The sequence below is a fragment of the Enterococcus sp. UD-01 genome (assembly GCF_044909655.1).
Classification (GTDB): Bacteria; Bacillota; Bacilli; order Lactobacillales; family Enterococcaceae; genus Enterococcus_L.
Genome location: NZ_JBIYEU010000013.1, coordinates 59,426 through 72,406, shown reverse-complemented (window position 1 = coordinate 72,406; position 12,981 = coordinate 59,426). Strand labels below are relative to the sequence as shown.

Below are 12,981 nucleotides of genomic sequence, written 5' to 3'. Positions count from 1 at the left end.
TCAACAGAGAATCTTTGAAAAGGAAGGGAGAGTCGTCATGCATTATCTGGAAGTAAAGGATCTCACGTTTTATTACGATGATGAACCTGTTTTAGAAGATGTGTCTTATCAGGTAGATCCGGGTGAATTTGTCATTTTAACCGGCGAAAACGGCGCGGCAAAGTCCACCTTGATAAAAAGTACACTAGGGCTGTTAAAGCCGACGAAAGGCACGATTACGATCGCGAAAGAGAACAACGAAGGCAAGAAGCTAAGCATTGGTTATATTCCGCAGCAGGTCGCCTCCTTTAATGCTGGCTTTCCCAGCACAGTGCTTGAGCTTGTCCGCTCTGGACGCTTCCCTAGACAGCGCTGGTTTAAGCCGTTAACGAAACGAGATCATCAGCATGTTGAAAAAGCTTTAAAAGCTGTGGGCATGTGGGAGATGCGGCATAAACGGATTGGCGAACTTTCAGGCGGGCAAAAGCAGCGCATTAGTTTGGCAAGAATTTTCGCAACAGACCCTGATTTATTTATTTTGGATGAGCCAACAACAGGAATGGATGAAACCTCCAGAAAAGAGTTTTATCGCTTATTAAGGCATAATGCGCATGATCATGGCAAAGCGGTTTTAATGATTACGCACGATCATGAGGATATTAAGTCTTATGCGGATCGACAAATCCGTTTAGTTCGAAAGGAGGATTCTCAATGGAGATGCTTTCATATGAGTTCATGAGAAAAGCTTTTCTAGCAGCAACGTTTATATCCGTAATCGCACCAATGCTGGGAGTCTTCCTTGTCATTAGAAGACAGTCATTAATGGCGGATACACTTTCTCATGTGTCACTGGCAGGTGTAGCGCTGGGTTTTTTCTTGAACTGGAATCCAGATTTTATGACGCTGGTTGTAGTGATTATTGCAGCGATTATTTTAGAATATTTGCGCATGATTTATAGTACATATTCTGAAATCTCGATTGCAATATTAATGTCCGGTGGTCTTGCTTTAGCTTTGGTATTGATGAATTTGAGCGGCGGGAATTCTGCAGCTAGTATTCAGTCGTATTTATTCGGTTCTATCGTGACAATTACTTGGCAGCAGGTGATTATTTTAGCGGTTCTATTTGTTGTTCTGGTCATCTTATTCTGTTTATTTAAGCGGCCGATGTATGTGTTAACCTTTGATGAAGACACCGCCCATGTGGACGGCTTGCCGATTCACTGGATGTCCATGCTGTTTAATGTGATTACAGGTGTGGCGATTGCAGTGATGATTCCGATTGCAGGAGCTTTGTTGATTTCGGCTATTATGGTATTGCCGGCTGCGATTGGGATGCGGATCGGTAAAGGCTTTAATACAGTTATTATTATTAGTGTATTCATGGGGCTAGTTGGAATGCTGACAGGTCTGACAGGCTCTTATTATTTGGAAACTCCGCCTAGTGCCAGTATCACGTTGATTTTTATCGGCTTATTTATCCTTGTGAGCATTTTCAGAAAATTTATAGTAACGATGCAAAGAAACAAGAAAATGAGCGGAAGATAAGAGGAAAAACGAAAGTTTTTTCTCTTATCTTCTTTTTTGTTTTCTAAATAGCGAACTATTTTGATTTTTTTATAAAAAATACTCGAATTTTTCGGCTAAACCCCTTATAATAGGGAACGATAGCTTTGAAAAGAAACGATTGTTATTACTTAAGTGAAAGAATTGTCTTTATATTGGATAATGCAAGACCATTTTTAATCTTGCTTAAAATAGTAAAAGCATACATTTCAAACTTATAAAAAACAGAGGAGTGACGAATTTGAAAATTCGCAGAAGCGAGCGCTTGATTGACATGACGCAATATTTGTTGGATCATCCCCACACATTAGTTTCTTTAACCTATTTTGCACAGCGCTATAAATCAGCCAAATCTTCGATTAGTGAAGATTTAGCGATTATCAAGAAGACCTTTAAGCAGCGGGGAACGGGAATTTTAGAAACGATTCCGGGGGCTGCCGGCGGTGTACAGTTTATCCCAGAGATTCCTTTTGAGGAATCAAAGAAGCTGGTACTGGACTTATGTGAACGTTTATCAGAGCAGGATCGTTTATTGCCTGGGGGATATGTATATCTTTCAGATTTATTGGGTCAGCCTGATTTGTTACGCCAAGTGGGCAGAATTATCGCTTCTAAATATTTGGGCGAACAGATTGACGCAGTGATGACGGTTGCCACAAAAGGCGTACCGATAGCGCAGGCTGTTTCTTATTATTTAAATGTGCCGTTTGTGATTGTGCGCCGGGATTCTAAAATTACCGAAGGATCAACGGTGAGTGTCAATTATGTTTCAGGTTCTTCTGAACGGATTGAAAAAATGGAATTGTCTAAACGCAGTTTAAAACGCGGCTCCAGAGTTTTGGTGGTGGATGATTTCATGAAAGGCGGCGGAACGGTTAACGGGATGAAGAGCCTAATTGAAGAGTTTGAAGCTGAATTAGTAGGAATTACCGTTTTTGCTGAATCTAAATTTAACGGTCAGCGTGCGATCGAAGATTATACATCATTGTTGTACGTTAAAGATGTAGATACGCAAACGAAGACAATTAATGTGGTACCGGGTAATTATTTTGATGAAGCAAAATAATAAATTGTAAAAAAATAAACAGTTTTGAAAGTAAGCGAAAAAATCGCTTATATTCAGAACTGTTTTTTGTTTAATAATATATCAACTAATCTATAGCATAGGATTTTTTATTGTAGTAAAGACTAACACTCATCAACAACAGAATAGTTCCCCAGTATATCATTGTTACTTGTTCAGTTTCCCCTGTTTTAGGCAGCATTTTTTTATAAGCTGCTGTCTGCGTTTTTATTGGCTTGGCTGAAGTGTTGGTATCAATGTTTTTTGACTCTGCATGAGCGTTGTTGACTGGTTCATTGGTTTGCGTCTGGGTATTTGCTGGAATATTTGCAGTATTTTTTGTATAGACATAGGTTACTGTTTGAGGTGTATCCGTTAATATACCTATAATATTCTTCGGCAGATGTTTTTTGTCCAATGTATAACCGTTAAGCACCAGCTGATAATCTGTAGAAGTTACATCATAAGCTTCACCAATTCTTCCACTAATAATTTTCGGTTTAGCAATCTGCTTGCCCTCTTGATCCACATAATGAATAATGACTTTTTGTGTTTTTTGATTAACAGGGACATTCTCAGGAGTTGCCTTGTAAACATAAGTGACGGTTTGTCTTTTATCAGTAAACTTACCGACAGCATTCGCTGGCAGCTGTGTGTCGTCTAAGGTATAGCCGTTAATAATCAGCTTATAATCCGGCGTAGTGGCATCATAGTTGTCGCCAATCGCTGCTGCGGGAATAGTTTTAGGCTTGGCGATTCGTTTGCCGTTTTGATCTATATATTGAACCGTGATTTCTTTAGCTTGTGCAGCTACAGGTTTATTTGCTGAGGTCGTTTTATAAACATAAGTAACGGTTTGTGCTGTGTCGGTAAACTTACCGATAGCATTTGTTGGCAGCTGTGTGTCGTCTAAGGTATAGCCGTTAATAATCAGCTTATAATCCGGCGTAGTGGCATCATAGTCGTCGCCAATTGCTGCTGCGGGAATAGTTTTAGGCTTGGCGATTTGTGTGCCGTTTTGATCTATATATTGAACCGTGATCTCTTTAGCTTGTGTATTTGCCGGGGTCGTTTTATAAACATAAGTAACGGTTTGTGCTGTGTCGGTAAACTTACCGATAGCATTTACCGGCAGCTGTGTATCATCTAAGGTATAGCCGTTAATAATCAGCTTGTAATCCGGTGTAGTGGCATCATAGTCATCACCGATTGCTGTCGCAGGAATAGTTTTAGGATTGGCGATTGGCATGCCTTGTTCATCAACGTAATGGACGGTCACGTCAGCTCCTACCGCTGGAATGACTCTTGGTTGAGTAATGTATGTTCCGGACATTTTATAAGAGCTTTGCGGATAATTTTGAGTATTATCAATTGTACCGGCAATGACAAAACCAGAGATTTCATCGCCTTCTTTTAGCACGATATTGTCCGGCAGCTGGAAGGTGAAAGAAAAACGGTCAGCATCAATTTTATTAATAGTATAATTAAACATTTGATTGCCGTATTTTATAGGAGAATACTGCTTACCATTAATGGTTATCCAAGCTGCATTTTGATAGGTTTCTACAGGAACTTTGGCCCCGGAAGGTAAAACGCCGTAGCCAGTAAGGATACCGGAAATTTCAGTTTGACCTGCATAGGGTGTATTCAAAACAGGTTCATCAAAAATTAGTTGATCTACAGCATAAGCCTTTTGTGCGTTTGATATGCAAAAGATAAGTACAAATGCAATACCAAAAATAAATGTTCTTAGGTGTTTCTTCATAATCTACCACTTCTCCAAATATTATTTAACATTTATATTATATAATAAAATTATAATAAATAAACCATGTTTTTGTAATTTTTGTCAAAAATAACCAAATATTTTAGATATATAAATAATATATTACAGGAGTTAGAAATAATTTAACGAATTGTTTATTTAGGTGTATAGTTAAGTAATAAGGAACTGGTTTTGTATATAAAAGTTTATTAAAAGAAAGAGGGTTTATTAATGGAAAAGCAAGAAAAAATTCAAATTTTAAAAGATATGGTCGCCATTGAATCTGTAAATGGCAATGAAAAAGCGGTGGCTGAGTATCTAAGCAAATTATTTGCACAGCATGGAATTGACTCCTCCTTTTTAGAATATGCGAAGGAACGGGACAATTTAATTGTGGAAATTGGTGTTGAAAACGCGGAGAAAGTCTTAGCTTTTTCCGGACACATGGATGTTGTGGCGCCGGGGAATTTAGCAGAGTGGACGTCACATCCTTTTAAACCAGAAATTCGTGAAGGGAAAATGTTCGGACGCGGCACCTGTGATATGAAAAGTGGACTGGCAGCAATGGCTATCGCGATGATTGAGTTGAAGGAAGAAGGGGCAGCCTTGAATGGTTGCTTACGCTTATTAGCAACTGTAGGAGAAGAGGTTGGAGAGCTGGGGGCAGAGCAGCTGACAAAAGAAGGTTATGTTGACGATGTAACTGCCATGGTAATTGGTGAGCCTTCCGGTTATGCCGGCATTGTTTATGCACATAAAGGATCGATTAATTTTAAAGTGACTTCTCTTGGAAAAAATGCCCATAGTTCAATGCCGCACTTGGGCGTAAATGCCATTGATCATTTAAATGATTTCTATACAAGAGCGAATGAGTTATTTCGTCAGGAAACGCACACTGATGAAGTGCTGGGAGACTTTATTTATAATGTAACCATGATATCCGGCGGTGAACAAATCAACAGTATCCCAAGCGAAGCCAGCTTACAGGGAAATATTCGAACGATTCCCGGCTATGACAATGAGCAAGTGATCCAAAAAATGCAGGAGCTGATCGCTGAACTAAATCAAAAGGAAACCTATGATTTAAGCTTAACGATTGAAGCAAATAAAATCTCTGTCAAAAGCGACAAGGATTCTGAGATTGCTAAAATTGCTCAAAGCGTGGTCAAAAAGCAAGTAAATGTTGACATTCCGATGGTGGGCGTCTCCGGTACAACAGATGCGGCGGAATTTACGAAGGGAAAACAAGTTTTTCCTGTAATTATTTTTGGACCGGGAAATGAAACACCGCACCAAGTGGATGAATATGTGGAGGTTAAAAACTATCTGGAAATGATTGATATTTATAAAGAGATGGCTGTAACTTATTTAGCATAAAAATCAATTTATTCAACGTGCTGCTGTAAAAAGATGGAGCAAATGGTCCATTTTTTTACAGCTTTTTGCCTTATTCCATGCAAAAGGGGCTAACTGTTGAATAAATTTGTTTATGGGACTACTATTAAGTCACAATTTTGGAAAGAAGGTCGTCCTATGGTAGAAAGAATTTCTTTAGAACAATCAGCTCTTGAATTTAGTGAAGCGAATGCAAAAGAACCATTTATCTATCAGCTCCCTGTAGAAGAAGCCCGCGCCTTACTTGAAAAAGTCCAAGAATCTCCTGTCACGAAGCTGGATGCTGACATCGAAGATCAAGACTGGTCTTTAGATGAACATGGAACCATTAATGTGCGTATCGTAAAGCCAAAAGGGATGCAGGAAAAACTACCTGTAATATTGTATATTCATGGTGCCGGTTGGGTGCTAGGTAGTGCGCATACGCATGATAAATTGGTGCGTGAACTAGCAGTTAGAACCAATTCTATTGTGTTTGTGCCGGAATATGATCGTGCGCCGGAAGCCAAATATCCTGTGGCTATTGAGCAATGCTATGCCGTACTCTTGAAGTTAGTGGAAAATGCTGGCAATCAGTATGATATTCAACGACTGACTGTTGCAGGAGACAGCGTGGGCGGGAATATGGCGACCGTTTTAACAATGCTGGCCAAAGATCGAAAGGGGCCTAAAATCAATCAGCAATTGCTTTATTATCCAGTTACGGATTATTCTTTTGAAACAGAATCTTATCAGCAGTTTGCGGAAAATTACTTTTTAGCTAAAGAAGGAATGAAGTGGTTTTGGGCGAATTATTTACCAGAAGGACAAGATGCTAAAACGAAGACGATTTCACCATTACAAGCAACGAAGGCAGACCTAGAAGGCTTACCAGCAGCGATGATCTTAAATGGTGAAGCAGATGTGTTAAGAGATGAAGGAGAAGAGTATGCGCGTCATTTACGGGATGCCGGTGTAGATGTGACACAGATTAGATTTCAGGGAATGATTCACGACTTTGTTATGGTTCATTCGATGGATCAAAGCAATGCCACTAGAGCAGCGATGGATATTTCGACTGACTGGCTGAATAAACGTAATTAATTAAAAGGCTGGGGAAACTCTCTCGTGAGTATTTTTCCCAGCCTCTCTACTTACAAATAAACGATGACCGAAAAGCCTAAACGACTTTTAGTCTAATCTCGTGCTTATTCTAGTATATTATTTTTTATTATTTAATTTTTGACTTCGTTGCAGTACTACTAATGCGAGTACTCCAAACATCACAACTAAACCAATTAATTCAATAACAGGTGACGTTTTCTCACCGCTATTTGGTAATGATTTTTCAGTGCTTTGTTTTTTACTAAGTGTTTGATTTGTTTTGTAGTTATTATTTCCGTTGTTATTCGTAGAGGTATTATCTTTTGGTTTTGTCACAGGTGCTGCCGGTTCTTCTTCCCATTGTGCAAGTAAGGTTAAGCCACCCGCAGGCATAGTAATCGTTCCAGCATATTTCTTCCCTGTTTTGTCAGCCCAACCAGCAAAGGTATAGCCTGATTTTTTAGGTTTTGCTACTTCGTCAAGTTTTACTTTTGTGTCTGTTGGTTGAACAATCGCTTCTGGTTGAGTAGCACTGTCACCGCCATTGACATCAAAGGTAATGGTTTGATCTAAGGCCTGCCATTTTGCAATGAAAGTAGCTCCGCCAGCTGGTACTATGAACTCACCGGTTACTTGTTGATCGTTTGTGTCAAACCAGCCAATAAACTCATAGCCATCACGCGTTGTTGTGAACTCTTCCATCATAATAGTTGCGTTGGTTTTAGCGACAATAGAATCCACACCAGTTCCACCGTTTGCATCAAAACGAATCACTTGGTCAGTTTCTTCCCATTTAGCTTTTAAGGTTAGACCACCCGCCGGCATAATAATTGTTCCACTTACTTGCGTCTCTCCATCAAACCAACCGACAAATTGATAGCCCGGTTTTTGAGGTGTTTTGACCGCATCAATATCCACTTTGCTGTCTGTTGGTGCAGTGATTTCATTTGGTCCGTCACTTGTTCCACCGTCAAAGTCTAATGTGATAACTTGGTCTAAAGCCTCAAATTGCGCTACCAACACTATGTCGTTAGTCGGCATTTTATCATTTGCGAAATCCCACAACTGATCACTACCTTGCGCTTGCCAGCCAATAAATTTATAACCGATCGGTGCTTGCGGATCAGTAGTTGGCTTAGTAATTAATCCGTTATACTCTACTTCTTCTGTTGTTTGGATTCCATGATCGTCAAAGGTTACTTGATATTTATTAATTACATAGCGAGCATATAATGTCAGATTATTCGCCGGCATGCGATTCGTAATGAAATCCCACTTAGTTCCGCCAGTTGCTTGATCGTACCAGCCGTCAAAAGTATAGCCAGCTTTGACTGGAGTGGTTGGTTCTTCGACTAAGTCATCAAAAAGCACTGACTGTTCAACTGTTTCTCCATCATTATTGAAAGATAATTTATAACTATTTTTTTTGAAATGAGCCGTTAAGTTTAGATCGTTCGCCGGTACCTTGTCTTTGGCAAAATTCCATTCCTCGCCACTTGCTTCGTTAAACCAGCCTTCAAAAATATAGCCTTCTTTGTTTGGTTCTGTTGGTTTGTCTGTTATTAAGGTGTTGTAATTAACTTGAACAGTCTTCACAGATAACTTATCCACCAAATAATTAACTGTGTATTGATTTACACTAAAGTGAGCATACAAGGTTAAGTCGTTGCTAGGCATTTTGTCTTGCGTAAAGTTCCAAGCTCTTCCGCCAGTTCTTTCTGTAAACCAACCTTCAAAAGTATACCCAGTTTTGCTTGGATCAGTGCTTGGTTTTTCGATAAGTGTATCATATTCATAAGCGTACTCAGATGCTTGATCACCTGTATCAAAAGTTACTTTATATGTTGCCACGCCAAAACGCGCATATAAATCTAAACGTTCAGCAGGCATTTTATCTTCAGCAAAGTTCCATGCGTGCCCGCCGGTTGGGGCGGTAAACCACCCGATAAATGTTTGCCCAGTTTTGTTAGGATTCGCTGGTTTGCTTAATAAATCATCATATGTGATGGATTCATGTGTTTCATTGCCTTCATTATGGTAATAAACTTCATATTTATTTTTCTCATAGCGAGCATAGAAAGTACTATCTTTTGTACCAACAGTATACGGAAACTCTACCTTGGTACCGCCATCTTCTTTTGTGTACCAATCTTTAAATGTGTTGCCGGTTAATTCAGCAAGCGGTTTTCCTGTGATTTTTTCATTTGGAAAAAGCTGTATCGTATCATGAGCTGTACTGCCTTTTCCTGCGTTAAAAGTAATCGTAACGGGAGTGATTAGGCCCACATTGATTTGGTCAAAATTACTGCCACTTGGAGTAATGTTCGCAGTCACAGCTTTAGTATGTTCCGCATCAGCTGTAGCCGTTGATCCTTTAGCAGTAGTTGGTGAAAAGCGAATGGTTTCTTTAGTTTCAGGATTATCAAAAACAACATCAACATTTGTAAGTTTATTTAAACCTAAAAACTCATAACAACCATCGACACCATGAATTGTTTTAGTGCTTGTAACCTCTAATTCTGTATTTGTTCCCGCTTCATAAGCATGAACTGTTACACCGTTTTGGCCAGCTTCATTAGAGTCCTTCACACCATTTCGGTTACTATCGTTAAATACTTGACCACTTACTACTCCAGTTTGGAGACGAATTGCAATAGGCTCTGATGGTTTGTAGCCAGCAGCCAGTCCTTCAATTTTACGATAAATACGGGCAGAATAGATATTGGTTTTTCCAGCATTTAAATCTGCTTTTGAATCAGTTAGTGCAAGAGGAAATTCTATAGATTCAGAAAAACTATCCTCAATAGAGTCCGTAGTAGCAACTTTGACCATGCGAATTTCATTTTTATCTTGAATTTCAGCCCACGTTTTGAAGTTTGCCGAGTCCTTATCAACCTCGTAAGTAGTCGCATAAAGAATAGTATAATTTAGTTTTGAATTTGAAAGTGGTTTGATTTCTTTCAATAAAGAAGCAGTCCACACAAAAGCTTCTTTTTGCAAATGAACACTGGGATCAAAGTCCGCCGGTGCAGTTGGGGTCAGAGCTGTTTTCTCACCTTCTTTAGGAATTGGAATCAAAGCGGCAAATCCATCAATTTTATTCCCTGCGTTGTTAGCTACACTTAGTTGATACTTGGCTTGTCCGGCTGGATTAAGATCAATAATTTTTTCATTTGTATCAAAGTCATAGCTTACCCAAGGACCATCATTTAAATTAGCAGCAGTCGTAACTCTAAAATCTCTTTGTTCAATAATTTGAAGACCGATGTTCTCCTGGAAAGTTCCCATTTTTTCGTTTACATCGCCATCACCATCTACATCATATACATCTGTATGGTTACATACGTTTTGAGCTGAATTACTTTGTGGAACTTCCAGACCTCTTGCTGAAATATACAATAATTCACTAAGAGGAATAGAAACTGTCGGCGCACTTGATTTGGCTTTTACATCATAAGTTAAAGCAATCGATGAAAAAGCGTTCAAAGTATTAGATTTTGCAAGTCCCAAAACCACATCCGACAGTTCAACTTTATATACAGGATAGCCTTCGTTATCAACTGTTGGTACTACTGTTAAATTTCCATCCGCCACTCGATACGTTTGTCCTTCGTGCGTAACAGAAATTGTATTCGTATTAATAGATAAATAGTTAGCAGTACGTAAATAAATATCAAAGCCTTTAACTAAACTAGGAGCAGGTGTTAAATAAGGATAAGAACTGATATTTAAATTCCCGCTAATTGTTTTGGTAGTACCAGCAGTTAACGTAGCGGTACCAGCATTCAGATTAGCATTGTTGGCAAAAGTTATATTAGCTGCATCAATAATAGTCATTTCATTTGTGGCTGAAACAGCGCTAGCATCACTAAACTCTTTATCTGCGGCAACAATCGTGGCGTCGGCACTGTACGTTTTTGAAGCAGGAATGTTTAAAACTTTTCCGTAATACGCCAGGGCTAAGGCGTATTGACTTTGTTTTTTCATATTTTCTGCGCCTGCGTACTTACCATACCCTTTGGCACCAGCTTTAATTTTGCCCATATTGTAAGTCACTTCAGTGATATGTTCATCTGCTGCGACTGTACCTATATCGTTTAAAAAAAGTTCAAAACGTGAAAAACCAATAGACTTATGCATTAGATAAGTTTGGGCTATTTGTTCCGCACTTAATTGATCAATAGTAAACACTTGGTTTTTATTGGTTTTTACCTCAATATCTTTAATTGTCCCGTTTTCTTCAAAAGGTAAACCTACCCCTTGGACCCCAATTGATGGATCATCAAAGGTTATTTTAGCTTTTTGTTCATCAGAAGGACCGCCATTATTGACAATTACAAAACCACCGAGAGGAGAGGTTCCTGCTTCGTTCGTTGTTGAGTTATAAGCATATTCATTAGTTGTCGGCGCGGAGATTTTGATATCGGATTCACCAACAACATGAGTTACATGTGGCTCCTTTGTATAGTTGGACGTGTCTTCGAATGTTTTTCCATTGGCTGTGATTTCAGCTTTTGTGACAGTTGTTTTATAGGATCCTAGTGGTGTAGATGCAGCTACTTTATAATCAAAACTTAAACTCATCCAATCTTGAAGACACACAGGTCCATCAATGGTCACATAGGCATAATCGTAATTTTCATTACTTCGATCAAAACTAACATTGAACTCTTCTATAGCTGGCTCAAGTCGAATATCTTGAATTCCAGCTCCCTTTTCAAACTGAAATTCGTATTCTAGTTTATCAACGATCATTTTATCAATAGTTTGTAAAGAAGTAACGCCATTACTATCAGTGATTTTTTTTGTCAAAGTTCCTGATTCTTCATTGTCTGGCTTCAAGTATAGATGTAAACTTGATCCATTTGAGTAAAGTGCCGGACTTGATAATGTGGTCAATTTGTAATGTTCTAATACTTCTGAAGCTGTTACTTGCTCATCTTCAATTTGCTTAACTGAAATAGCATTATCAATAATCTTACCAGCAGCATCAGTGGTATTTAAGGCTCGATCCGAAATAATAGGCAAGCTTAATGTTACTTCTGTTTGCCCTGGACTAAACTCATAGACGACAGTACCAGCTTTTGGCTGATAAATAACCTGATTACGACTATTTTTTATTGCTTCATTTGGCGTATATGCTGCATTAGTAATGACTTTATCATACGTGCTGCCGACCGGCATATCAAATACCCAATTATTTTTGTCCGCATCGGTAGGACTCATACCGGTTAAATCGGCAAAGCCCAAACCATTAGCAAGCGTTATCTCAGCTTTTTTGGAAGTTGATGCATTATCAAATTTTAAATTAATGAGTAATGTTTGGGATACTTTGCTTGAATTATAATTATTCATTTCAACAATGTCATCTGTTCCATTTAAAGAAATATTTCCATTAAAAACTGCAATACTTCCAGCTTCATTAGTTGGTACAACCTTCGTTTCTACTTGAGGTTCTTGACTATTTTCAGTTTCCTGTTTCTCCTCTGGGTTGTCCTTCTTTTCTTGAGTTGAACTTTGATCCGAATTGACGGTCACTGATTCTTGCGTGACGTTGGTGGCATCTGTTGGCTCTGTCAATGTTCCTTCACTTGATTTTGTCGTTGCTTCTTGCGTCATTTCTTCTGCAAAAACACTAAGATTCATTTGAGACAAAGTCATCAATGCAGCCATACCTACAACTACTAGCTTTTTTAACCTTTTTCGTTTCATTTTTTCTCCTTTCGTATCACGTATTTTTTCTTGTTTATGCAAACTTTATAGAAATATGCAAATACTAACATCAAATATAATGTTAATGAAAAACATCTAAATAAATTAATTTTTATAATTAAAATAACAAAATATTTAAATTATATTTACTGTTTTTTTCTATAAAGAATACAACATAATCTTAACAAAAGAACAGGAGTAAATCTATAGAATTTTCTTTTATCTTGTATTTAAAAATCGTTTATTAGACGTTATTAAATGAAAATGTTTAAATGTATTGACTTTTCAATGAAGGTACAATTAAAAGGTTTTTTATAAATTATATTATAAGCAATTGATGTGAATTTCTTTTATTTTTTATTATTTATTTGGAAGTAATTTTATATAAATGGGAACATCGAAATTAAATCATGATTTT

At 38.1% G+C, this 12,981-nt stretch carries 7 protein-coding genes; 5 read left to right on the top strand and 2 right to left on the bottom strand.

Translation table 11 applies throughout. The features are described 5' to 3' along the window. The first annotated feature begins 37 nt into the window (after nt 1–37). The 3 genes from ABH902_RS11340 (at nt 38) to purR (ending at nt 2,611) form a co-directional block, all read left to right on the top strand. Nucleotides 38–718 (top strand): metal ABC transporter ATP-binding protein, encoded by a 681-nt coding sequence (locus ABH902_RS11340; protein ID WP_404590829.1) that lies wholly within the window; start codon nt 38–40, stop codon nt 716–718. After that, nucleotides 691–1,527 (top strand): metal ABC transporter permease, encoded by an 837-nt coding sequence (locus ABH902_RS11335; protein ID WP_404590828.1) that lies wholly within the window; start codon nt 691–693, stop codon nt 1,525–1,527. The genes ABH902_RS11340 and ABH902_RS11335 overlap by 28 nt, the downstream gene beginning before the upstream one ends. A gap of 259 nt (nt 1,528–1,786) precedes the next feature. Further along, nucleotides 1,787–2,611, top strand: a complete 825-nt coding sequence (purR, locus tag ABH902_RS11330; protein WP_404590827.1) for a pur operon repressor — start codon at nt 1,787–1,789, stop codon at nt 2,609–2,611. A gap of 85 nt (nt 2,612–2,696) precedes the next feature. Here purR and ABH902_RS11325 read toward each other — a convergent pair whose 3' ends face one another. Then, on the bottom strand, nt 2,697–4,373 hold the full coding sequence (locus ABH902_RS11325) for a MucBP domain-containing protein (RefSeq protein ID WP_404590826.1): 1,677 nt from the start codon (nt 4,371–4,373) through the stop codon (nt 2,697–2,699). A 231-nt stretch (nt 4,374–4,604) separates the two neighbouring features. Here ABH902_RS11325 and ABH902_RS11320 point away from each other — a divergent pair, with 231 nt between their 5' ends. Further along, nucleotides 4,605–5,750, top strand: coding sequence for an ArgE/DapE family deacylase (locus ABH902_RS11320; RefSeq protein WP_404590825.1), 1,146 nt, complete (start codon nt 4,605–4,607; stop codon nt 5,748–5,750). Between the two features lie 156 nt (nt 5,751–5,906). Beyond that, nucleotides 5,907–6,851, top strand: a complete 945-nt coding sequence (locus tag ABH902_RS11315) for an alpha/beta hydrolase (protein WP_404590824.1) — start codon at nt 5,907–5,909, stop codon at nt 6,849–6,851. Between the two features lie 117 nt (nt 6,852–6,968). Here the strand turns inward: ABH902_RS11315 and ABH902_RS11310 are convergent, their stop codons facing one another. Next, entirely contained in the window at nt 6,969–12,563 is a 5,595-nt protein-coding gene (locus ABH902_RS11310; protein WP_404590823.1) for an InlB B-repeat-containing protein, read from the bottom strand. Between the last annotated feature and the right edge of the window lie 418 nt (nt 12,564–12,981).

Coding starts and splice junctions, on each gene's coding strand:
- ABH902_RS11310 (WP_404590823.1), bottom strand. CDS start 12,563: ATGAAACGAAAAAGGTTAAAAAAGCTAGTAGTTGTAGGTATGGCTGCA.
- ABH902_RS11325 (WP_404590826.1), bottom strand. CDS start 4,373: ATGAAGAAACACCTAAGAACATTTATTTTTGGTATTGCATTTGTACTT.
- ABH902_RS11340 (WP_404590829.1), top strand. CDS start 38: ATGCATTATCTGGAAGTAAAGGATCTCACGTTTTATTACGATGATGAA.
- ABH902_RS11335 (WP_404590828.1), top strand. CDS start 691: ATGGAGATGCTTTCATATGAGTTCATGAGAAAAGCTTTTCTAGCAGCA.
- ABH902_RS11315 (WP_404590824.1), top strand. CDS start 5,907: ATGGTAGAAAGAATTTCTTTAGAACAATCAGCTCTTGAATTTAGTGAA.
- ABH902_RS11320 (WP_404590825.1), top strand. CDS start 4,605: ATGGAAAAGCAAGAAAAAATTCAAATTTTAAAAGATATGGTCGCCATT.